The organism is Pelatocladus sp., from assembly GCF_059505505.1.
The window spans coordinates 1-24,115 of sequence record NZ_JCACKS010000235.1 but is presented as its reverse complement, the minus strand read 5'-3'; the positions used below and the strand labels follow the sequence as shown (position 1 = coordinate 24,115).

The following is a 24,115-nucleotide window of genomic DNA, read 5'->3' as shown; positions in this document are numbered from 1 at the left end:
TGATCCCTAACTGATAACTGTTTCAAAGTATGGCAGGACATAGTAAATGGGCAAATATTAAACGCCAAAAAGCAGTAGTGGATGCCAAAAAAGGTAAGACATTTACTCAACTTTCACGGGCAATTATTATTGCTGCTAGAAGTGGTATTCCAGATCCAGCAGGTAATTTTCAACTGCGAACAGCGATTGACAAAGCCAAAGCTGCGGGTATTCCTAATGAAAATATTGAAAGGGCGATCGCTAAAGGTGCGGGAACTTTTGCAGGTGATGGGTCTCAGCTAGAAGCTATTCGTTACGAAGGTTATGGAGCTGGAGGTGTTGCTATTTTAATCGAAGCCTTGACAGACAATCGCAATCGTACAGCAGCTGACTTACGCGCCGCCTTCAGCAAAAATGGCGGTAATCTTGGTGAAACAGGATGTGTCAGTTGGATGTTTGATCAAAAAGGCGTTTGTATTGTTGAGGGAGTAGAAGATGAAGAAAAACTTTTAGAAGCATCCTTAGAAGGGGGTGCGGAATCTTACGAAATGACTGATGAAAAAACTGCCTCAGTTTTTACTGAGGTGACAAACTTAGAAAACCTCAACCAAACTCTCAAAGCAAATAATTTTCAGGTGACAGACGCCGAACTACGCTGGATTGCGAGTAACAACGTCGAAGTTGATAACCCAGAACAAGCGCGATCGCTACTTAAATTAATAGATACTTTAGAAGGCTTGGATGATGTGCAGAACGTCACCGCCAACTTTGAAATGTCAGAAGAATTAATGACCCTCATGTCTTAAGTTAAGCTGAAACAAGAATTTCACATTAATTACACAGCACTGACATATTAGTTTGAGATATTGATATTGTTGATGACCAAATGTTAGTCACTGGTAGTGCCAAGCAACCAACAACTAACCATTCACAACCAATAACAAGTAAATTTGTCTTACTCTTCAACACACTTAAACACGGTTTATACCCTACTGCGTTTCTCATACACCAGTAGGGCTTTTTATTTATGGTGAAAACGGCTAATAGCTAGATTTTACCCGCGAGCATCCCAATTTTTGAAAAAGACTTACATAAACCAAGTCCGCCTGCGCGGACCATAGCACTTCTGACTCGATTGCAATACAGTCGGAACCCCACCCCGGCTTTGCTGACGCAAAACCTCCCCTCCCCGCTTGCGGGGAGGGGATTAAGGGGTGGGGTACGTATTGGACACAACCGAGAACTGCTATAACTCTAGCCTGCGTAGGCAGGCTTTGTCTGTATAGCCCCAGACTTCCAGTCTATGGGGATTTTAAACATTTGGGATGCTCCCATCCTCTGAGAAAAAAGCCTTTAAACTAGTAATATTAAAATTTAATTATAAAATTTATTTTTCCAGTCTGAAAAATTATTTGAATTAATTGTATTAAACAATAATGGCTTTTCTTTTCCAGGCAAAATGCAAGACAATCTCATTCCTGATCAGGGACAAAAAATTCGATTAGTGCCAATCGGAGACATTACAGAACATAGACAGGTGAAAGAAATACTCCAAAAAAGAGAAATTTGTCTGCGAAAACAAAGTAAAACTTTAGTTCAATTAGCTAAAAGCAAGACTTTACAACAAGGAAATCTCAAGGCAGCATTAAGGGAAATCACAGAAGCTGCTGCCCAAACAATAGAAGTAGAGCGAGTCAGTGTTTGGTTATATAATATTGACCATTCCAAAGTTGAATGCGTCGATTTATATGACACAATAACTCAGGTTCATAGTAGTGGAATGTCGCTTTTAAAAGCAAATTTTCCTGCATACTTTCAGGCTTTGGAAGAACAACGCAGCATCGCAGCGCATGATGCTTGTAATGATAATAGAACCCAAGAATTATCAGAGCCATATTTATCTGGATTTGGTATTGCATCTGTGTTGAATGCACCGATTTGGTTGGGGGGTAATTTGCTGGGAGTGGTATGTCACGAACACATTGGCCGGATTCGTCAGTGGACATTAGAAGAAGAAAATTTTGCAGGTTCGATCGCTGATTTTGTCACTTTGGCAATCGAAGCTAGCGAACGTAAAGCCGCACAGGAAGCGCTACAGCAGAGTGAAGCAGAGTTTCGGGCAATTTTTGAGCGATCCTTGGTGGGAATTGGATTGGTAGATATGAAAGCGCAGATTGTGGATATCAATCCAGCATTGTGTCAGATACTGGGTTACAGTCGAGAAGATTTATTTGGTAAGCGTTTTACAGATTATATTTTTCAGTCAGAGAGAGATTTAGAACTCTATCAACAACTGAGTTCGGGAAATTGCGATCGCCTAGAGATGGAAAGACGCTTTTTACATAAGAATGGTCAAATTGTTTGGACTTTGGTGAATATTTCTTTGATTTCGAGTCAAAATGGTCAACCTGAGTATTTCCTCGCTATGATTGAGGACATTACCGAACGCAAGCACACGGAATTAGAACTCTGTGAAAGTAAAGAAGCAGCAGAAGCTGGAAGCCGTGCCAAAAGTGAATTTTTAGCAACTATGAGTCATGAATTACGAACGCCTCTAAATGCAATTATGGGCTTGTCTCAGTTGCTGCAACAAGAAATGATGGGGACTCTTAATGATAAGCAAAAAGAGTATGTCAATTGTATTCATAGCAGTGGCGAACATCTACTGGCACTAATCAACGATATTCTCGATTTGTCTAAAGTAGAAGCAGGTAAAGAAGAACTATTTTTATCTCAATTATTAGTAAAAGATTTGTGTGAGTATATAATATCTACAGTCTGCGATCGCGCCGAAGAAAAAAAACTACAATTAATCACCAAAATTGAGCAACAAGCAGAATTTTGTATTGGTGATGAGCGACGAGTCAAGCAAATGTTACTCAATTTGTTGACTAATGCGATTAAATTCACCGCCGCAGGCAAGGTGTGTTTAGAAGTAAAAAAAGTACCTCAAGGTATAATATTTACAGTCTCAGACACAGGCATTGGTATTGATCCTAGTCAGTTTCAATTCTTGTTTGAACCTTTCAAACAGCTTGATAGTCGCCTCAATCGTCAGTATGAAGGGACAGGTTTGGGTTTGGCCTTAACACGCAAGTTAGCACGTTTACATGGTGGTGATGTCACAGTAGAATCTGTGCTAGGAAAAGGTAGTCATTTTACATTGTTTTTGCCGGATCAAGCCTCTTCACGAGAAGAAGAAAAACAGTTTTCTGGGGAGATACTTGGTGTTGACAACAAGCAATCTGTTGAACAACCAAGCTCAATAAAAACACATAGCTTTACTACGAATCAAGTAGCAAATGCCACTAATTATTCTTCATCCGATGGAAACTTATACCAACCTAATGCAACTTCTCATTATCCGGCTACGTGCATCACAAAAAAGATTTTATTGGTACAAGATGAAGAACAAACTGACATATTGCTGCGAGATTATCTGCAAACAATTGGCTATCATGCAGAGTGCATCTGCAATAGCAGTGATTTTTGGGAGCGAGTGCAAAACCAAAAGCCTGATTTAATTTTGTTGGATTTAGAATCAGCAGGAGACATCAGCGCCTGGGATTTGTTGAGTACAGTACGACAAAACCCAGATTTGCAAGATTTAATTGTGGTGACTATCACATCAAACACGATCGCAACAAACAATGATGATCCAAGCTTAGATTGCGGTTATACCAACACTCAATCAGATGCATTACGCGATCGCGCCCTCCAAGCTGGTGCTAATGCATGTCTGTTCAAGCCTATTGGTATTGTTCAAATTGAATCAATACTGATGCAATATTTTGGTTAGGTTGGCACAAATGTAGAGACACGTTCGCTTTTAGCGTTCCCGCAGGGTAATTTCGCGTCTCTACTAGTACAGGTCGGCGGAAATAAAGCTACCATACCCTCCAAGAAGCCGCTCCGCGTCTACAAAATGGCTGAAAAGCCTATAAAATAAGCTTTCTTTCTTTTGCCTTTTTACTTTTTACTTTTTACTTTTGCCTTGTTGTACTAGTTGTTGGGGTCGTAAAATTGTTGGGCGTAAAAACGAGCATACCTGCCTTCCTTAGATAATAGAGATGCGTGGGTACCTTCTTCAACCACTTGTCCTTGTTCTAGAACGAGAATCGAGTCTGCGCGACGAACGCTGCTGAGGCGATGGGCAATAATAAACACAGTACGATTGTGCATCACTCGCTCAAGTGCTTCTTGAACTAGTGCTTCTGATTCCGAATCTAGGGCTGAAGTGGCCTCATCCAAGATGAGAATTCGTGGATTGTTGACTATTGCTCTGGCGATCGCTAGTCGCTGGCGCTGTCCTCCCGATAGGTTCACGCCCCGCTCGCCGACCCAGGTATGATAGCCTTGAGGAAATTGGGTAATAAAAGAGTGAGCATTGGCAATCTTTGCAGCTTCCTGAATTGCTTTTAAATCTAATTCCTCTTGACCGTAACCAATATTTTGAGCGATCGTTCCTGAAAATAAGGTAATTTCTTGAGGTACAATGCCAATTTGACGGCGGAGGCTATTCAACCTCACATCACGCAGATCAATACCATCAATCAAAATTTGACCTGACTGAGGATCGTAAAAGCGAAGTAACAGATTAATTAACGTTGATTTTCCGGCTCCAGAAGAACCAACTAAGGCGATCACATCCCCAGGACAAGCGTGTAAACACAGATCCTTTAAGACTGGCTGACCAGGATCATAGGCAAAATTGACATCACGATACTTTACCTTACCAACAACTCGTGGCAGTTCTTTTGCATCTGGTTTTTCGCTGATACTAGGCTTTCTCGCCATTAGTTCAAAGATGCGTTCGACGGAAGCTTCGGTTTGTTTGTACTCGTTATAATTGCTAATCATCAGGTCGATGGGCTGGATTAGTAGAGCCACAGCAGTCAAAAAGCTGATAAACCCTTGAGAAGTTAGGTTTCCTTGGGAAATTTGCCATCCTCCCAATAAAAACAGCAGCATAATACTAACTGCTTCCAAAAAACCTACCACCGGAAACTGAATCGATTTGAGTTGTTGAGCGCGATACCTAGCCTGACGATTGTATTCTGCTTCTTGGTTGAACCGCTTGACTTCATATCCTTGGGCTGCAAAAGCCTGAACAATGCGAATACCGCTAAATACTTCAGTTAGCAATGCAGACAGATTAGAAACATGATTTTGACTTTGGCGAGATAGAACAAGTAATCGCTGACCAAATAATCCGATTAACCAAGCCATCAAAGGAGCTAAAATCATACCTGCAAGAGTCAATCTCCAATTTAGGTAGAGCATGTAAGCGGGAATCGCTATTAACTGCAAAAAATTGGAAAGAAACTGATGGGATAGCTTGTCAACAATCTCGCCTACTCGGTCAATATCTTCAGTTAGGCGATAAGTAAGATCGCCAGTCTGTGTAGTTTCAAAGAAATCCAATCCCAGTTTGTGCAGATGGGCGTAGACTCGCTTACGCAAGTTTAAAACCATGTTGAGAGCAGCAGCGATCATAAAGACATTCTGCCCATATTGGCAAAGTCCCCGCACCAAAAATACTAGAGTGGCTAGTCCGAGCCAGTAAGCAATCTGGTTAACTTTTCCCTGACCAACAAAAAAAGCGACCTGACCTGCTAGGTAGGGTAATGCTAGGGTAAATAACACAAATCCTAAAATACAAATTAATCCCCGAACTAACAAAGGCCATTCGGGCCAAAGATAAGGTAACAGTTGCCAGTAACTAGAGCGGACTTTCATAAGTAGTTGCACGGAAAGGGAAAGGGGAATGGGGAACGGGGAATGGGGAAAGGGGAAAGGGGAAAGGGGAATGGGGAACGGGGAAATTCTGTTTATTTCTTGAGAATCGGCAGCTTTAGCAGCAAATACTAATTTTCTCCTAGATTGGCTAGCAAAAAGCGGGCAATTCTATCAGATGCACCAGGGGGACCAAATCGCTGAGGCCCATTTTCTTTGCACTTGGCGAGGTAGTCCACATCCTGCAAAGTCTCAATTGATCGGCGAGCTGCTTGCTGAAGAATCTCAAGAGTTGCAGGTTTAGTACCGATAGTTTGGGCATTTATACCCAACAGCCGGGTTTGTGCTTCTGCAAATTGATAGGTAAATTGCGGCCCTTCGCCGGGAATTTGGATAATAGGTTTGCCGATCGCAACTGCTAAATCCACTGCCAATCCTGCCATACCAATTACGAGGGTAGAGTAACATACAATGTCACTGAAGGCATCTGAGTAACATCTAACTTCCACAGGAGAACTTCCAGCAGAAGCATAGGTGAGTATACCTTGTTCGTGCTGCCAACCTTGACTTTTGGCAATGTCATCTAGTTCCTGCATCAAATCTGGTACTAAGGCTGCATAAAACTGTACTTCTTGTCCAGACGACACTTTGGCAATTTCTAATACTAATTGCAACTGCAAACGGAAATTTCGCGCGGCTTCAGGTATTCGAGATCCTGGTAACAGAGCGATCGCCGGAATATTTGGTTTGAGATCCAAGTTTTTGCCACTGGGAACGAACCAATCTAAAGCCGGGATACCACCAAACTGAGCTTTAGTTATACCTTGCCGTTGCAGATTACCAGCTGTATATTCATCTCTGGTGAAAACTGTCAAGCATCGAGAAGAATTTAGATCGTGCCACAAAAGCGGATTCAGACGCAATTTGCCTTCGTAAAGCGCCGAAAGACAAGAAATAAAAGAGACAAAGGGACGCTTGGTTAAATAAGCAAATGTCTGGGAAATAAAATCCCCAGTAGCCATGATCAAATCGCAGTCGGGAGCATACTGCAATACCGCTTGTAACTGTCGCCAGGTTAAGCCAATTAATCCCGATTGAAAATCTTTGAGCAAATACAAACGCCTCATATAGAAGAATCCCCCAGAGGGCATTTTTTGCGTTGGGCCAATTATGGGGATATTCAAGTTACGGTAAGCTTTTCCTTCCCCCACAATTGGCATTGCTGCCATTTCAATAGAAGGAGACAATTGACGCAGGGTTTGAATTACATGAGAGGTGTGGTTGTCCTCTCCATGACCGTTACTGATAAATAAGATTCGCTTGGAAGACATATTGAGGATTGGGGATTGGGCATAAAATTATATCACCGCATATACTGGACTCTCGCGTTAAATCTAAATGGTAGGATAGGTGACTTGAATATTCTGGTTAGAAAATACATGACTTCTCAAAGTCACGTGATTGCAAAAGTTAAGCGACTGATAGCTGAGGCAAAATAGGCAAGGAGCGATCGCAGCACTAAACTGAGGGTAGATATGGAAGAATTTTTGGAAGAGTTGCTCACCGAACAGGAGAGCTTGTTGTTACAGCCTTTTATCACAAATTCAGATCGTACTGTCTTTGGTTTGCGGAATTTGCCGGAAGTTGTCAAGGGTGCATTGTTCTCGCGCTACAGCCGTAGTGATAAAAGTTTACGCCGTATCTTACTAGATGAGTTTATCAAAGCACCGGAAGCTAGTTTTGCTCGTATCGTTGGCGCTGGCTTGGAAAATAACGCTGACCAATTAGTGGCGATTCAACAAGCAGAGGCTTTTTACGATCGCGTCTTGATTGGTTATGGTGATGACTCAGTAGCAGAATTAGGAGGCGCACACCTTGCTTGTGAAGGAATTAGTAATATTGCAGCTAAAGCTCTAGAGGACAGTCGCTTAGGAATTTCCCCACTGGAGAAGTCAACCAGATACGTTCCGTTTAATCGAAAAATCAACGGACGCTACCGCTACTATCGCGAACCGTCGATTATGGTATCAGGCCATGCAGAGCGTTATGAGGCAACATTAGATCATTTATTTGATACTTATACTGCATTAATTGAGCCTCTGTTAAATTGGGTGCAAGCTCGTACTCCCAGAAATACTACTAGTTCTGAGCGGGCATATAACAGTGCCACAAGAGCTAAAACTTTTGACTTGTTGCGTGGTTTACTGCCAATGGCAACTCTAACTAATGTTGGGTTGTTTGGCAATGGACGAGCATTTGAGTATTTGCTAGTCAAGCTTGCTGCTTCACCTCACCAAGAAGTGCGTAACCTTGGGGTTTCTATGCAACAAGAATTAGATCAAATCATACCTTCGTTTGTCAAGCGTGCAAAAAGTGAACGGGGCGCTCAATTTGCCCGTTATTTATCAAAAAATTGGGAATGCACACAATTACTTACACAAAAACATTTAGGACAAATTGAGCCAGCATCAAGTTCTACTGTTCAATTAATTGATTACGATCCAGATGCAGAAGTCAAGATTGTTGTAGCAATTCTTTATCCTCACACTGATTTGACATTTGAGCAAGTCAAAGCATACGTTAGTGCTTTATCAACTCAAGAGCGAGTAGAGATTATCAACACCTATGTAGGCGATCGCTCCTCACGCTTCCATCGTCCCGGACGTGCTTTTGAAGAAACTTACTATACCTTTGATGTGCTGGCTGATCTTGGTGCGTATCGTGATTTGCATCGACATCGTGTTCTCACACAAGAACGCCAACACTACTGTGTTCGTCATGGGTATGTACTTCCAACGGAACTAGAAGAAGCGAACCTTGCACAAACCTACCGTAAAGCTTTGGAATATGCAGGCGAAACAACTGAGTTGATTAGCCAAGATTTACCAGATGCAGCACAATATGTTGTACCCTTTGCCTATCGAGTACGCTGGCGAATAAAATTAAATCTACGTGAAGTTTATCATCTTGTTGAATTACGAAGTTCGCGACAAGGACATCCTTCGTACCGCACAGTTGCTCAAGAAATATATCGACATATTAATTCTGTTCACCCAGCATTGGTGGCTAACATGCATTTCGTAGATCTAAATGACTATGCTTTAGAGCGATTAGCGGCGGAGCAGAAAATTGATACAAAATTGCAGCAGCTAAATCAAAACCAAACTTCGAGTAGCTAGTGGTTCATCTATAAAGATGCCCAACTTCTCTTAAGGATACAGCTGGCGAATGATATTTTACCACGTGACGAGCTAATCCTGTTTGCGCCTTGCGGTAATACTGTGGCACCTGCATTGCGAATGTATCGACCTACATTGCGAATGTATCGACCTGCACTGTGAATGTATCGACCTGCACTGTGAATGTATCGACCTACATTGTGAATGTATCGACCTACATTGTGAATGTATCGACCTACATTGTGAATGCAGCCGTCTGTACGCTTTATTTAAGAACATCTTTATATTGACAGATCCAGATCCTGAACACCTACTCATGATCGCGCCCAACCCACGCGATCGCACTTCGTTTATGAACTTATTCTCTTTACATTTTTTAACTTTATTGTTATTATTCTTAATATAAATGCAATTATCCCATTCATTCATTTAGGAAATACTCATGCGTACAAACGGTGCAATCATTGATGATCAAGGTAAAATGAACAACTTTGCGGTCGAGCCAAAGGTTTACGTAGATGAACAAGGCGATCGCACTGGGTTCACTCCTTACGCTGAAGTACTCAACAGTCGTTTAGCAATGATTGGCTTTGTGTCTTTGATTGCATTTGAAGTATTCACAGGACACGGTGTCTTTGATCTTTTTGCCAATCTGTAAATAATCAAGTTTTCAGATCACTGACGCTTTTTTATCTATCCATATGTAGAGATGTAAAATCTTTTATATCTCTACATTTTTTTATTTATAGTCAGCGACGGCTCAATAAACTTATGTCATCCACATCCCATTACAGTTCAGCTAATGAGCAACCCATCGGTGTTGCAGTTGTCGGTACAGGGTTCGGTCAAAAAGTCCACATACCCGCATTTAAGGCTCATCCTCGTACCCAAGTGATTGCTGTTTATCACCGAGATTTAGCAAAAGCTCAAGCTATAGCCCAATCACAAAATATTCCTTACGCCTGCGATACTATTACAGAGATTGTTTCTCTCAGCGAAGTCCAAGCAGTCAGCATCGCGACACCACCGTTTCTTCACTACGAAATGGCTAAGGAAGTTTTGCAAGCTGGAAAACATGTATTACTAGAAAAACCTGTAACTTTAAATGTAGACGAAGCTAAAGAACTTTATTTTTTGGCAAAATCAAAAGGTGTGATTGCTACTGTAGATTTTGAATTCCGGTTTGTACCTGGATGGCAATTATTTGCTGAACTTTTATCAGAAAACTATGTCGGTAATAAACGCTTAATTAGAATTGATTGGTTGGGTTCTTCTCGTGCTGATGCTGGACGTCCTTGGAACTGGTATTCGCAAAAACACAAAGGTGGTGGTGCATTAGGTTCTTTAGGCTCTCACACTTTTGATTATATTAACTGGTTGTTTGGACCTGTACGCAGATTAAGCGCTTATTTCAGTACAGCTATACCCGAACGACAAGACGCTAACACAGGTGAATTAAAGCCAGTGAATACTGATGACACCTGCATGTTGATGCTGGAATTAACAGATGGGACACCTTGTCAAATTTCTATCAGTGCGGTGGTACATGCATCTCGTACACATTGGTTGGAAGTGTATGGCGATCGCGGTACTTTAGTTTTAGGTAGCGAGAATCAAAAAGATTATATCCACGGTTTTCGTGTTTGGGCATCTCAGCCTGGTAAACAATTAACAGAGATAGAAGTTCCTAATCGTTTAATTTTTCCTAAAAATTACGCCGATGGTCGTATTTCTGCATTTCTCAGAGTTGTAGATCAATGGGTACAGGGAATTGATCAAGGAGAAGAAATTGTTCCTTCTTTGCGAGAAGGGATTTATTCTCAATTATTGATGGATTTATCACATGAATCAAATATGAAATCAAACTGGGTTGATGTGCCTAGTTTAAAACAATTTTTGGAGAGATGAAAAGCTAACTTGGGATAGAAGTAGGATAACGTGTCAATATTTAAAATTTGATCAGCGTTTGTGATATTTTCTATGTCTTTCTTGCCTAAATTCATTCATCGTCGCAAAGAAATTCTTCGCGGTGTGCTTGCAGTTGCTATTATCTTTGTTGGGATTACACATTTTATCAGACCTGAGCAATACGCCCGCATTGTTCCACCACCATTTCCACCATTTGCATCTGTTTATATTAGTGGTTTTTTTGAGATTCTCGGTGGTATTGGTTTAATGATTCCATTTGTTAGTGTAGCCGCAGCTTGGGGATTAATTGCCTTATTTATTGCTGTGTTTCCTGCTAATATTTATATGACAATACACAACATTAATGTTGAGGGAATTCCTCACAATCAGTTACTTTATATAGCAAGGCTACCTTTTCAAGCAGTGTTAATTGCCTGGGCATATTGGTATACTCGCAAACCAGAAGCACAATTTGGAGCGTCAGAAGTTGCAAAACAGTTGAAGGATTCTTCTTTGGTTAAGTAAATTTGTGAATTTATTATGCATTTTCTCTCTAATGTTAGATTCGGATTTGCCAATTTTCAAACCAAGGATGGATGATTAATAAACGTGCAAATTGCCAAAATCTGACTAGTACAATAAGGCAAAAGTAAAAAGGCAAAAGTAAAAAGAAAGAATGCTTATTTTATAAGCTTTTCGACTATTTTAAATGGTTGCTTTATTTACGCCGTGCTGTACTATATCTCAAAGGGTGAGGCAATAATGCATGATTAAATCTTGGATGGTAATTGGTGGGGTTGCTTTCTTAGTTGCTTTAGCTGCAAACTTTATCACTCCTGGCGATCGCAAATGGTTTAAACGTCTAGAAAGACCAAGATGGCTAACATTTGAAGCAGCAATTCCTGTGATTTGGACTGTGATATTTGTTTGTGGTGCTTGGTCTGCTTATATTGTTTGGGAAAAGAACCCAGGAACGACCACAACCTGGTTATTAATGGGATTATATTTACTTTTAGAAATAGTTACTATCGCCTATACTCCTGTAATGTTTAGAACTCGTCATTTGAGAGTCGGTACGATTCTCGGCGGAACAGGTTTTGTGATTGGGGTGATATTAGCGATCGCAGTTTTTCCCATTTCTGCTTGGGCAACATTATTACTTGTACCTTTTTTATTATGGAGTCCAATTGGTACATATACAACTAAAGCAATGGAACGTCTTAATCCTCAAGATGTGTAAGTGTTATTTGGAATAAACTATCAACAATTAATAATATAACTAACGACTGATTAAACTCATATCCTAAATTGCCAAAATTGCTGTGTAAAACTCATACACACCCAATACGGTTCGGTTAAGGATTTTTCGTCATAATTTTGGGATTGTACCAGACGCGATATATCGCGTTTGGTACAGGATTTAAATGTTAATCGATTTGTCTTATCCGAACCGTATTGCATACACACCAAAGAGTAGAAAATGATTCAATCTTGGATGGTAATTGGGGCTGTAACTTTTTTAGTTGCAGTTGGTAGTTTTTTAATCACACCACGTGATGTGAAATGGTTTACACAATTAAGTCGTCCGCGTTGGCTAGTTTTTGAACCATTCATACCCCTAATTTGGACTGTGATTTTTATTTGCGGTGCTGCTTCTGCTAGTTTTGTTTGGCAAAAAAATCCAGGTAGTTTAATAACCTGGTTATTAATGGGTTGTTATTTGTTGCTGGAAATTATTACTGTCACTTACATACCCTTGATGTTGAGGTTTCGCAGTCTCAGAACCGGAGAAATTATTGGTTCAGTTGGTCTTGTTTTGGGTATAGTGCTAGCGTTATTTGTTTTACCTGTTTCTCGAGTGGCTAGTTTATTGCTTGTTCCTTATTTGGTTTGGAGTCCAATTGGAACTTATACAACCGAGGAATTAATTCAGTTGAATCCTGAAGATGCGTAAGTTTTGTTGATTGTTGGTACTACAAAACAACCAACAATCAACAATTCAGTACTTACATCAATCTAGCGTAGCGTGCGATAAAATTTTTACTTGGATCGGCTTGATTATGTAACCAAGCCCACATCTGATCGCCTATAGAAAAATGCCACCACTCGCGGGGATTGCGTTTAAAATCGGCTTTTTCCATCACATCTTGTAGTAGTAAACGATGAGCGTGATATTGTTGTGCTTGTTGTGGTTCACTATTGTCATAATAATCAGGATGCGATCGCTCTGACATTTCATCAATAAGCGAACCCATATTCACAATTTCGCCGTTTTCATCCACCAAAGTTACATCCACAGCAGCACCAGTACTATGAGGTGGCGGTGTTTTCTCATCCAAACTAGGTTCAGCCCAGATTTTGTAAACTTCTTGCCAAATTTCTTGACGCTGAGTTGCTGATAAATTTGCCTTAACAAGTCCTCTTATTCTTACCGCTTCAGCAAAACTGTAATCTACCATAAACTGTTGCACAGCTACGGGACGATAAGCATCAAAGATTTGAATCCGCCAGTCAGGACGCAGCAATTGTAAATAATTTTGGGCTGCAATTAAACTCTCAACAACGCTTTTGCGAAGAAAATAAGGCGAATGTTTTCCATAAGGTGCGCCTAATTTTTCATAAGGATGGGGAGATTCCACCGCAAACATTTCTAGGGGAATAGCTACTAACGGTTCGCCACACTCTTGAATGGGAATATGATGATAAGGTCTCATGGATTTGTGAGGTAAAAATTTCGTTTTACAAATGTTAGCTTGTGGCGTTATCAATTATCCAATATTACCGCCCTCAACTAAAGTTGGGGCTAATAGCTTAAGTCAGCTAAAAGCTGACTTATTAGGAAATGTATTTTTCTTAGTGTCTTAGAGTCCTTTTGTTAGTTTTAATAATTATTGGAACTATTTAGATATGTGAATCAGAATAATTTAAATTTAAAGTAACCTAAGTACCAAATAAGCGCGTGAGTATCTGTTACCAAAGAAGAATTAGAACCCAAAGGTGCGATCGCGTCAAACGCTAAAGCACCTAGTACGAGTAAGTTAAACAGATGCGATCGCTAATTCTATAAGCTACAAAAATTAGCATCAATCATCAAACTTCACTCCCAAGTCTATATTTAATGCTTGTTCAATCTTGCGAATAATATCTTCTGTGGCGGGCGCTCGTAAGTCTTCACCTTCTAATTGATACCAGTAAGCACGGCTGATTCCACTGTCGCGACAAATCTGAGTTAGGGAACGTCCGTCTTTCTCCCTAGCCTCTTTAATTCGTTTTCCTAGTTCTGGAAAGTCTAGAATAATTTCTATTGTTCGTTTAACTTGCATTTTAATTACAGGTAAATTTTCAGACTCTCATTTTATTGTAAATTCTCTGTATATTCTTGATAAGTTTAGGCAGATTATAGACAATAAAAATGTAGATGGAAAATTTACACAAAATTTTGAGTTGTCGGGACGTAAGCTGTACGCCCCTACTAATCTCCGCTTTCTAGTCTTTTTTCTTCCTCTTCTTCCACAAGTTCAGCATTTCTTTGTAAGGGTCTGACAACTCGTGCGATCGCTTCCTGGATAAACGCCTTCATAAATTCATCGCGGCGATTAAGTTGAAACTGACGTTGTACAACCTCCGTCATCCCGCCATCGCCCCAATCTTGATCATTGCGGAAATATTCAATAAAGCTTTTACCAGCGATACGTGTCAGGTACGCAGCTGTCACACCTTGAATTGCTCTACCAATAATAAAAGTACCGACATTGAGCTGCAAGGCCGTAGAAAGTAACTCCAACGCACCCTTGACAATCCCTAAACCAGCAATTGTCTTCGCCAGAGACAACGCCAATTCCCGTCCCCGTTCCATATTTAATTCACAGCCGTAAACTCTGCCAATTTCTACTACCATTTGGGCGTTGACAGCAGCCGTTGCTAGTAAATCTACCATTGGCAATGGTGTAACTGATACCACACCTGCACTAATCCATTGAAATCGTTCTACAATCTTGTCAGCTTGGCGGCGACGCTGGCTATCGATTAGTTTTCGAGCTTCTTCTCCCAGCCGCAGCGATTGCAAGAGAATATTATCTGCAACTAAATCTTCACCTTCTGCCCGTAAAATTGCTGCCATTCGCCGCAATAAGGGTATAATTTCTGGCTCTGGTTTAAACATTTCGCCAGTTTCTAGCTGTGCAGGTTGAGGATTAGCAGAAATTGCCACGACATCGCCAGCAGCAATAAACCCCCGCACTCTTTGACGCAATCTGGCGAGAATGGCTTCTTTATCGTCTTCTGTGTATAAATCTGTTTTATTCAATACCAATAAAGAGCGTTTGCCAATTTCTGCCAAGGCTCGTAAAGGTTCGTATTCTGAACGTCTGAGGTCATTATCGACTACAAATAAAAGTAAATCTGCCGAGGTGGCTAGTTCTCTGGCTAATTGTTCTCTCTCCGTACCCGCAATCCCCGCTTCTAAAATTCCCGGCGTATCGGTAATTAAAATCTTGCGCTCTAGACCCCTTAAGCCCATACAATAGGTTTCTCCGACTGTGGTGGTTCCCATGGGTGCGTCTACTCTGCCCACCATCCGTCCCAAAATCGCATTTACTAAAGAAGTTTTGCCAGCGCTACCAGTACCAAACACCACGACTTGAATTTCACCTCGTTTGAGGTTCGCTTCAATTTCTCGCGATTTACTTAGTAAAGCTTGGCGTGCAACTTCATCTTGAATTTGGGCTACTTGTTGCTTGACAGCTTGCAGAGTCGAAGAAGCTGCTTCTGATTTGGCGGCGGGAATTTGCACTCGTTGGCGTTGTCTTTTGGCTCGGCGCGATCGCTCTTCGCCAGTCTGAAGTACTAGTACATAATATACAAAGGCAGCGATTAAAGCACCAATTAAGACAATGATCAAAAACAGCAGCAAATTGCCCAAAAAAGGAGAATAGGACAATTGCCAATAAAGCCGTGACAGAGAGTCAATCAGCCATAAGCAAAGTCCCAAAATGACAATTAGACCGACAATAAGCGTAACGATACGCGACAGAGGCATGGATGGCACAGGCTAACACAAAAAGGCAGAAGGCAAATTCAGTTATCAGTTGTCAGTTACCAGTTACCAGTTACCAGTTACCAATTGATCACTGTTTACTGTTCACTGACTTCATCCTGCTTTTAATATTAATTGTTTCAGTATTTTTCACCAGAGTAGAAAGAAGTATGTTTTGATAAACTGAGAAAATTTTTCATATAAAATTATACTTTGTTACTAAGATCAGGATAGTTTAGACTCGAAACCCGCCAGATGGAAAACTGCAACATTTAATTAACTCATGACCCCATCATCTGAATTAAAACAGTCGCCAGAACAGTACCATAACTTGGTTAAACGAGTGTTCCATCTGCTGAGTATTCGACAAAAAATTATTCTTGGATATGGTCTGACCCTGGGAGTCGCAGTTTTAGGAACAACGGCGGGATTATTAGTTGGCAAAAATCACTTCCAACAAGCCAGACATCAAATGATAATGGCGGATGAAGAAAGTCATTTATTTAGTACCCTGCAAGGAGAATTATTAGAAATTCAGTCCTATCAACAAGAAATTCTACCTTTGTTGAATAAAATGCCAATGCTGCGACAAAAAACTTCTGAGTTCAAAACAAATTTGGCAGAAGCTGAAACTTTATTTTCTCAGTTAGAAGAATTAAGTCAAAGCACATCACAAACAGAATTACAGGCGTTCATTAAAAAAAATCAGGGTAATATCAAGCTATATTTTCAGGAATTCCAGACGCTTGTAGGTGAAATTTTGTCACTTGCTTCTCAGCCACAAAATGCAGCAAAAGCACAGAAATTAATTCAACAATTTGCTCAAAGTCAAACTGCACTTGATTTTTATGAATTTACCCATGAGTTAAACAAGTTTGCAAAAACAGTTCGCGATCGCCAACAAGAAGCTGATCAAGCCCAAAATAAAGCAAATGTTTTGCAAGCTCAGATTATTATTGGTAGCATTTTACTGTCAACTGCGATCGCTGTGATTTTGGCGATTTATACAAGTATTTTTATTGTGCGTCCCTTACAAACTCTGACTCAAGTTGCTCAAAAAGTAACCCAAGAAAGCAATTTTGATTTGCAAGCATCCGTCACAACCAAAGATGAAGTCGGGACTCTCGCTGATTCTCTCAACCAGTTAATTCAACAAGTAAAATATCTTTTAAAAGCACAAAATGCTGAGGCTGAAGAACGACTAATTCAAAGCGAAAAGTTGTCTAGCTTAGGCAGAATGATTGCTGGTATTGCTCATGAAATTAATAATCCCGTAAATTTTATCTATGGCAATTTAGGCAGTGCCAAAACTTATATAAACGACTTATTTGATTTATTACAAATATATAAAACTGAATTTCCTCATCCTAACGAAGCAATCCAAGCGAAAGAAGAAGAGATTGATTTTGTATTTATCGCAGAAGATTTACCAAAACTGCTGAAATCAATGGAATTTGGAGCAGAAAGAACGCGAGAAATCATTAGGAGTTTAAAAGATTTCTCTCGTTTAGATAACGATGAAGCTCAGTCTGTTAATTTACATACTTGTATCGACAGTACACTATTAATTCTGCAAAATCGCCTGAAAAAAGGTATTCAAGTTGTTTGCAATTATGGAGAGATTCAACCTGTAACAGGTTACACAGGCTTACTCTATCAAGTATTTATGAACCTGTTAATCAATGCTATTGATGCTTTAGAAGACAAAATGGCTCAAGATTCAAAATTTGTACCTGTAATTACTATTAGTACAGAACTCATGAATAGTAATTGGGTAGTGGTGCGAATAACCGATAATGGGTCTGGTATTCCTAAAGAAAATCAAGATAAAATCTTTGAAACTTTCTTCACAACAAAACCACGAGGTCTTGGTACTGGTCTGGGGTTAGCGATTACTCATCAGATTATTGTCGAAAAACATGGCGGTAAGCTGACTTATAATTCTGAACTAAATTCAGGTACAGAATTTGCGATCGCCCTCCCGGTTGGTTAGAGACAAGGATCGGGGAGCAGGGACAAGGGAGACAATGCAAATGAGACTGCGATTTCAATTGCAAGCGGGTCTAGTTGACAAATTGACCCTTGACCATTGACCATTTGGTTTTGTTACCGTGAGTGTAAAGGAAAAAAACTTATGGGACTTTTTGACCAAGTTATCAATGCGATCGCTAATCCTAACCAGCAAGGTAGTGCAGGACAGTTGGGTGATATCGTTAATACTGTACAGCAGCTAAGTAATGCTACTGGTGCAGACCCTTCTACTATGCAATCAGTTGTTGGTATTGTGGGTAATTATGTACGTTCTGCTTTGCAAGAAAAGCAAGCAAGTGGTGGTACCGAAGAAGTACAAGCTGTTGTTAATCAATACAGTGGTACTTCTCCTAATCCCCAAGCTGTCAACTCTCTATTTTCGCCAGGAATGCAACAGCAGGTGGCTGAAGTTGTTTCGCAACGCACAGGTTTAGATGCTGCTATGATTCAACAACTACTACCAATGTTGGTTCCTATTGTCCTGAATTTCTTGAAAACTGGGGCGAGTTCTCAAGCTGGTGGGAACTCTGTCTTGAATTCCTTCCTAGATTCTGACAACGATGGTGATGTTGATATTGCTGATGCTATGCAGATGGCAACTAGGTATTTAGGAAGATAGATATTTTATTTATCAATAACTCACAAATAACCTTACACAACAACGATTATTTGTGAGTCTTTTTTATAAATCTTTAAACAATAAAAAATCTCTTCCAACCCTCCTTAATGACAAATACCTATCACGTCGCTTAACCTATTGGGCAACGAGTGAAAGTTTTAAGTAACAAAATATGCTTATTTCCACTAGCCCACTTACAGAAGATTTGGCAGGTCAGTTATATCCTCAGCCTCATTACTTGCAGACGCAACGCCGGATTAAATCCCTTATAGATAGATATCTGAGTCACGAACAATTGTGCGATCGCCTGGAAGATTTACCATTGCAATTTCAAAATCCCCAGCCGCGTCCTTGGAAACAGATTGACTGGCAAGTGATTAATTATAACCAAATCATCTGTATAAAGCCAGAAGTATTTTTGTCTGTGCTTGTGGGTGCGTTGGATACAGAAGCACCTATCCGTGGCTATACGCAAACAAGCCGACAGTATTTAGAAAATTTACACCCACAAATGGCGCGGTTTGTAGGTGGAACAGTGGATGAAAATGGAAATTTAACAGAACTAGGTTTGTGGGAAAAAGAAGAACGTCAACACACCCCTACTTTACTCAAAATCTACCAGCAATTAACAGGCGAAAAAATCACACCTACCCTCCGCACCGTTCGAGGTTATCTCCCCACTGATGACCCCCATGAAGACTTATATTGTCACGGATTACACCGTGTAGCTACAGAATACGGTGCGACTTGTTTGTATCTCTGGTTGATGGCGCATACCACAGGTACACTCCAAGATATTTTAGCTTAATCAAAAAGAAGCCCCGCGCTCTATCGCTTCGTTGAGCGTCGGGATGAATTTTTGGGCGATGACGAATTGACCCACAATCAAATCAATCCTGTGGATTGACAGAGCAGAGGGTCGATGTAGCTTGCTTCTCCGAAGGAGTGGAATCGCCATTTTTTATGTTTGGTAGCGTGTCAAATCGTTGTCCTATTGATAGATGTCCGTTAATTTGCCATATACCAGAACTAAAAGAGCAACCATTATACTACAACCAAAAAGCGTCTTTGGTTCAACTCAAAGTTGATAGACCTTGGTATAAAGATATTCACTCTCAAGTTTTACAAGAGGTTCCTAAAAAGGTTGAGTTAGCTTTTGATAGATGGTTAAACGGTGATGTTAAGGGTAAAAAGTCTGGTAGACCAAGATTTAAAGGCAAAGGTCAATATAAAACTTTTACCTATACTCAATTCAAAAGACATCATTTTGTTACGGGGCGAAGGAAAGAAAAAGGTTCTCTCAGACGCAAAAAAGCTATTGAGAAATTGGGAAGGCAACATAAAAAAGTTGCGGATACTCGCAAAGATTTTCACTTTCATTCAGCTAAAAAACTACTTGATAAGTATGATGTTGTAGCTGTAGAAAAATTGAATATCAAAGGGCTAGCTAAAACAAAATTGGCTAAAAGTATTAATGATGCTGGATGGGGGCAGTTTGTATCAATACTTTCAAACAAAGCCGTAAATGCTGGTTTGAAGGTAATAGCTGTCAATCCAAGCGGTACTAGCCAAGAATGTTCTAGTTGTGGTCATAAAGTTAAAAAGCCGCTATCTCAAAGAATGCACGATTGCCCTATTTGTCATGCAAGTTTGTGCAGAGATTTGAACGCGATCGCAGTGATTTTGATATTGAAAATCAAAAAGCTCATATCTTAGTCGATGATGCTTCCCTGGTTACAGAATTATTAATTAGTAGTACATGTCAACGCGTTGATTTTGTCGTTGATAATGCTGGATTTGAATTGATTTGTGATTTGTGTTTGGTAGATTTCTTGTTGGGTAGTGGTGTCATTAATCAAATTAAGCTGCACCTCAAACCTCACCCCACTTTTGTATCTGATGCTATGATTCAAGATGTGCATGATACAGTTGAATTTTTAGCAGGATCTAAATCTCAGCAAATTGTCACTGTTGCAGAAAGATTAAAAACTTATATCGCATCAGGAAAGTTGATTTTGTCTGATGATTATTTTTGGACATCACCTCTAGCTTTTTGGGAAATACCCGCATCACTCAAACAAGAATTAGCTACTGCTGATTTATTGATTATTAAAGGAGATGCCAATTATCGTAGATTATTGGGAGATAGACACTGGGATTTCACAACTAATATTGCAGATATTGTGTGTTATTTACCAGTACCAATTGTGGCTTTACGTACTCTTAAATCAGAAGTAGCAGTAGGTTTGCAACCAGAAGTAATTGAAAAAGTATCAAAATCCGATTCTGATTGGTTGACAAATGGACAATGGGGTGTAGTGCAGTTTGTAGAATAATTGATTAGACTTCTTGCAGAAATCGGGGGAAGAATAAGCGGATTGAAAAATTCGGCTATGCAAAAACCTTATTTACGAATCAAAAACCTTATTTACGAATCAAAAACCTTATTTACGAATCAAAAACCTTATTTACGAATCAAAAAATCTTTTCCCCAATCCCCAATCCCCAATCCCCAATCCCCAATCCCCAATCCCCGTCAAATAAAACTCAACTCTTTTCACTATCCAACATCGCCATCTGACCTGAATCATAGCGATCGCCAGCTACTGCATCAGGTGGGATTGCTGCTTCAATTTTAGCTAGTTCATCATCTGTAAGGTGTAGATTGATTGCACCGAGCGCTTCTTCTAAGCGATTGGGACGTCGCGCTCCAATCAACGGAATGATATCATTACCTCGTGACAAAACCCAAGCGATCGCCACTTGTGCGACAGTTGCATTCTGTTCTTCTGCAATATTGCGGAGTGCTTCGACTAGCGACAAATTCCGATCCAGATTTTCTCCAGAAAAACGCGGTAAATGACTCCGGAAATCCTGCGCTGTTTGGGAGCGATCTTTTGACCAATGACCACTCAACAAACCCCGCGAAAGTACGCCGTAAGCGGTGACGCCAATACCTAATTCTCGCACAGTCGGGAGAATTTCTTTTTCAATTCCACGACTGAGAAGTGAGTATTCGATTTGCAACCAGGTAAGCGGATGAGTTGCATGTGCGCGTCGCAGTGTGTCTGCACTTGCTTCGGACAATCCGACATATCTAATATATCCAGCTTGTATCATTTCGGCGATCGCCCCAATTGTATCTTCAATCGGCACTGTGGGATCGAGACGAGCTGGTTGATAAAGATCGATATAATCGGTTCCTAATCGCTGTAATGTATAGGCAAGTGCAGTTTTTACAGCTTGAGGACGACCATCAAAACCGATAAAATTACCATCAGGCGATCGCAACGCTCCAAATTTGACTGCAATAAAAAAATCTTCCCGTCGTCGTCCTGTCAGTGCTTCATGCAATAACAGTTCGTTGTGACCCATTCCATAGAAATCACCAGTATCTAGTAATGTTATACCTGCATCGAGAGCAGCATGAATAGTTGCGATACTTTCTTCTCGATCTGCTGGTCCATAGAAATCCGACATACCCATACATCCAAGACCGATTGCTGATATACTCGGCCCGTTTTTTCCCAGCTGACGCGTTAACATGATTACTTCTCCACTGCTGTGATGAGATTTAATGCGGCAGGAAAATGACAATAATCAGGTTTAGTTTACAGCAAATCAATTAAAAAGTAAAAAGATTATCCTCATAAATAAACTTAGGGACTGCAAAACCCAAAATTTCTTTTTCTTTCTTTTGCCTTTTTAATTTTTACTTTTACCTTGTTTGGTGATTTAATTTAGAGTTTACCGATTAACCATTTCTACACTCAAGCGAATCCTTTTTACTGTTTGGGTTTCTCCAGTAGGGCAAAAATTAATCTCGGCATCTTTGTTTACAGGGACACCATCATCATGTAATTCATATATAAGCGGTAATTTATCTAGTCCTTGATATTTATATTTACCTTGAGGTATGAACTTCAAGCTAGGTTTCTCTCCTATACTAATCTTAATTGGAAGTTCAGCATATTCATTGGGTTGAATTTCATTACCTACACAATCTTTTTTTCTAACTAGCACCAAAGATTGCTGAATGTTCGGATTTTGGGTGACTCCCCAATCTACAAGTGCTAAATTCTTGACAATTTCTTCACTGGCTTTTCCCCAGTCTCCACCAACTTTGCTCCTATCAAGCTCAATCTTGCGATTTTGTTGTTTACCACCAATTACTTGAGATAAATCAAAAGATATAACACCTGCTGGCTCTACTCTTGTAGAGTCTTTTTTGTCGAAAATTCTCGCCCCAGCCGACAAGGTAAGAATAGAATATTGGAAACTAGGCCCAATATACAGAGAGTTATTATCAGTTAATCCTATTCCGAATAAACCACCAGCTTTAGAACTACCTAAATCTAGTAGATCTAGATTAACTCCAATAAGTGGTTGTGCTACTTTATCATTAATCAAGCCACCTGTAATAATGCTAGTGTTATTAGTCCCTCCCAAAAAATTATTACTTACTATTTGACTTAAATCAGGACTTCCGAAAAAACTCAAAACAGTATTTAATTGTGTAAAAGCTTTGGCGTCTTCTATTTTTTTTAAATTGGCTTGCTGACCATTTGCCATTTTAATTTCTATTGGAATCGGTTCAGCGATTAGCTTTCGATTACTTAATCCTACTGTTTCTTCCCCTTTTTTAAAACTAATTGCAACGTTCAAATTAGCATCTGTCTTTTCCGCTTTCACAAAAGTGAGGTTAAATGGTTCTATAATAGCTTTGACAACAAAGCGATAAATATATATAGGTTGATTCTGGGGACGTGCAACAGCAAACCTATAAATTTTCATATCCCAAGTAATGTCTTGATCACTAATGCGGGGAAATTGTCCTTGGGGTGTTGCTCCACTAACATCAAAAGAATAGGAAATACCTTTACTCTGCAATAAATTTGTAACTTGGATATTATCTCGCAGAAGACCAAAATACTCCGATGCTGTGATAGATCCTTGTCTAACTAGCTGAACACCATCTCCATTTTCTTCAGGATTCCAATATTTTTGAAATTTTATCTGAGAATTTGGATCAGAATTTAAAGTTTTGAGATCCGATACCATTAATGCTTCACGCAAACGTTGCTGACATTTTTCAGATAGATTCTCAATCCACTTATTTGATTTACCAAGATTATCATTACCAATTGAACAGGTTATTGGTTCGTCTTTTTCATAGTATTCTCTTGCTGATTCTAGTAAAATTTCATCAGCAGGTAATAAAGACCATTCCAATCCGATGGTAACTCGTTTAGTATTTTGCAAATACTCAATTACGCCATTCACAATCGATAATTTTATAGCTCTTGGAAGTAAGTCAGGTTCAGACTCAAGTCCAGGTTTATTGTTATTGTCTGGATTATTAGTTTGAGTTTGTGAATTCTGCTCTTGAGTTTGTTGATTAGTTTGAGTTTGTGAATTCTGCTCTTGAGTTTGTTGATTGGTTTGAGTTTGTGAATTCTGTTCTTGTGCTTGTACAAATTGAGTTACTCCAATATTTAGGAACAATGAAATAATTACAAAAACAATACGATACAACATAAAAACTCGACTCACACCTTTTATATTTTGGGATTTTTAAACCCACATTCCGCACTTCAAATTGAAGTACAAAGAGATTACATCATGAGA

Annotated in this window: 18 protein-coding genes and 2 pseudogenes; 13 read left to right on the top strand and 7 right to left on the bottom strand. The window is 39.8% G+C overall.

Annotated elements, in window-relative coordinates; genetic code table 11:
* Window positions 1-29: 29 nt before the first annotated feature.
* Both AC5JMK_RS23115 and AC5JMK_RS23110 read left to right on the top strand, forming a co-directional pair.
* Window positions 30-785 carry a YebC/PmpR family DNA-binding transcriptional regulator gene (locus AC5JMK_RS23115; protein WP_096677636.1) on the top strand — a complete coding sequence of 252 codons (756 nt, stop codon included), beginning with the start codon at window positions 30-32 and terminating at the stop codon, window positions 783-785.
* 653 nt (window positions 786-1,438) lie between these two features.
* Window positions 1,439-3,778 carry a PAS domain S-box protein gene (locus AC5JMK_RS23110; RefSeq protein ID WP_495911117.1) on the top strand — a complete coding sequence of 780 codons (2,340 nt, stop codon included), beginning with the start codon at window positions 1,439-1,441 and terminating at the stop codon, window positions 3,776-3,778.
* A 203-nt stretch (window positions 3,779-3,981) separates the two neighbouring features.
* Here AC5JMK_RS23110 and AC5JMK_RS23105 read toward each other — a convergent pair whose 3' ends face one another.
* Window positions 3,982-5,718 carry an ABC transporter ATP-binding protein gene (locus AC5JMK_RS23105; protein ID WP_096677638.1) on the bottom strand — a complete coding sequence of 579 codons (1,737 nt, stop codon included), beginning with the start codon at window positions 5,716-5,718 and terminating at the stop codon, window positions 3,982-3,984.
* Window positions 5,719-5,846: 128 nt separating this feature from the next.
* The gene (locus AC5JMK_RS23100; RefSeq protein ID WP_495911116.1) at window positions 5,847-7,046 is read right to left on the bottom strand and encodes a lipid-A-disaccharide synthase-related protein; all 1,200 of its coding nucleotides are present in this window, start codon (window positions 7,044-7,046) and stop codon (window positions 5,847-5,849) included.
* Between the two features lie 204 nt (window positions 7,047-7,250).
* On the opposite strand from AC5JMK_RS23100, the gene AC5JMK_RS23095 reads away from it, so the two are divergent.
* The 6 genes from AC5JMK_RS23095 (at window position 7,251) to AC5JMK_RS23070 (ending at window position 12,756) form a co-directional block, all read left to right on the top strand.
* Entirely contained in the window at window positions 7,251-8,894 is a 1,644-nt protein-coding gene (locus AC5JMK_RS23095) for an FAD-dependent thymidylate synthase (RefSeq protein WP_495911115.1), read from the top strand.
* 442 nt (window positions 8,895-9,336) lie between these two features.
* On the top strand, window positions 9,337-9,552 hold the full coding sequence (locus AC5JMK_RS23090; protein WP_096677641.1) for a CAB/ELIP/HLIP family chlorophyll-binding protein: 216 nt from the start codon (window positions 9,337-9,339) through the stop codon (window positions 9,550-9,552).
* 113 nt (window positions 9,553-9,665) lie between these two features.
* Complete coding sequence (locus AC5JMK_RS23085) at window positions 9,666-10,802, top strand: Gfo/Idh/MocA family protein (RefSeq protein ID WP_096677642.1); 1,137 nt, start codon at window positions 9,666-9,668, stop codon at window positions 10,800-10,802.
* 72 nt (window positions 10,803-10,874) lie between these two features.
* The gene (locus AC5JMK_RS23080) at window positions 10,875-11,327 is read left to right on the top strand and encodes a DoxX family protein (RefSeq protein ID WP_096677643.1); all 453 of its coding nucleotides are present in this window, start codon (window positions 10,875-10,877) and stop codon (window positions 11,325-11,327) included.
* 241 nt (window positions 11,328-11,568) lie between these two features.
* Complete coding sequence (locus tag AC5JMK_RS23075; protein ID WP_096677644.1) at window positions 11,569-12,042, top strand: TspO/MBR family protein; 474 nt, start codon at window positions 11,569-11,571, stop codon at window positions 12,040-12,042.
* A 240-nt stretch (window positions 12,043-12,282) separates the two neighbouring features.
* Window positions 12,283-12,756, top strand: a complete 474-nt coding sequence (locus AC5JMK_RS23070; protein WP_096677645.1) for a TspO/MBR family protein — start codon at window positions 12,283-12,285, stop codon at window positions 12,754-12,756.
* 52 nt (window positions 12,757-12,808) lie between these two features.
* On the opposite strand, the gene AC5JMK_RS23065 is transcribed toward AC5JMK_RS23070, so the two are convergent.
* The 3 genes from AC5JMK_RS23065 to AC5JMK_RS23055 form a co-directional block, all read right to left on the bottom strand.
* Window positions 12,809-13,516, bottom strand: coding sequence for a M15 family metallopeptidase (locus tag AC5JMK_RS23065; protein WP_096677646.1), 708 nt, complete (start codon window positions 13,514-13,516; stop codon window positions 12,809-12,811).
* Between the two features lie 369 nt (window positions 13,517-13,885).
* Window positions 13,886-14,125 (bottom strand): helix-turn-helix domain-containing protein, encoded by a 240-nt coding sequence (locus AC5JMK_RS23060; protein WP_096677647.1) that lies wholly within the window; start codon window positions 14,123-14,125, stop codon window positions 13,886-13,888.
* Between the two features lie 149 nt (window positions 14,126-14,274).
* Window positions 14,275-15,840, bottom strand: coding sequence for a YcjF family protein (locus tag AC5JMK_RS23055; protein ID WP_096677648.1), 1,566 nt, complete (start codon window positions 15,838-15,840; stop codon window positions 14,275-14,277).
* Between the two features lie 280 nt (window positions 15,841-16,120).
* On the opposite strand from AC5JMK_RS23055, the gene AC5JMK_RS23050 reads away from it, so the two are divergent.
* The 5 genes and pseudogenes from AC5JMK_RS23050 to AC5JMK_RS23030 all read left to right on the top strand — a co-directional run.
* Window positions 16,121-17,830: a sensor histidine kinase gene (locus AC5JMK_RS23050; RefSeq protein ID WP_096677649.1), complete on the top strand. Its 1,710-nt coding sequence runs from the start codon at window positions 16,121-16,123 to the stop codon at window positions 17,828-17,830.
* Window positions 17,831-17,971: 141 nt separating this feature from the next.
* Complete coding sequence (locus tag AC5JMK_RS23045; protein WP_096677650.1) at window positions 17,972-18,487, top strand: DUF937 domain-containing protein; 516 nt, start codon at window positions 17,972-17,974, stop codon at window positions 18,485-18,487.
* A 172-nt stretch (window positions 18,488-18,659) separates the two neighbouring features.
* Window positions 18,660-19,289 (top strand): annotated as a pseudogene (locus tag AC5JMK_RS23040) (ferritin-like domain-containing protein); the annotation flags it as partial.
* A gap of 161 nt (window positions 19,290-19,450) precedes the next feature.
* Window positions 19,451-20,203, top strand: coding sequence for an RNA-guided endonuclease InsQ/TnpB family protein (locus AC5JMK_RS23035; protein WP_495911125.1), 753 nt, complete (start codon window positions 19,451-19,453; stop codon window positions 20,201-20,203).
* A pseudogene (locus AC5JMK_RS23030) lies at window positions 20,149-20,823 on the top strand (damage-control phosphatase ARMT1 family protein); the annotation flags it as partial. The gene AC5JMK_RS23035 and the pseudogene AC5JMK_RS23030, both read left to right, overlap by 55 nt.
* A gap of 211 nt (window positions 20,824-21,034) precedes the next feature.
* Here the strand turns inward: AC5JMK_RS23030 and AC5JMK_RS23025 are convergent.
* Both AC5JMK_RS23025 and AC5JMK_RS23020 read right to left on the bottom strand, forming a co-directional pair.
* Complete coding sequence (locus AC5JMK_RS23025) at window positions 21,035-22,033, bottom strand: aldo/keto reductase (protein ID WP_096677653.1); 999 nt, start codon at window positions 22,031-22,033, stop codon at window positions 21,035-21,037.
* Window positions 22,034-22,234: 201 nt separating this feature from the next.
* A complete protein-coding gene (locus AC5JMK_RS23020; protein WP_495911114.1) occupies window positions 22,235-24,025 on the bottom strand; it encodes a hypothetical protein in 1,791 nt (596 codons plus the stop codon).
* Window positions 24,026-24,115 lie beyond the last annotated feature (90 nt).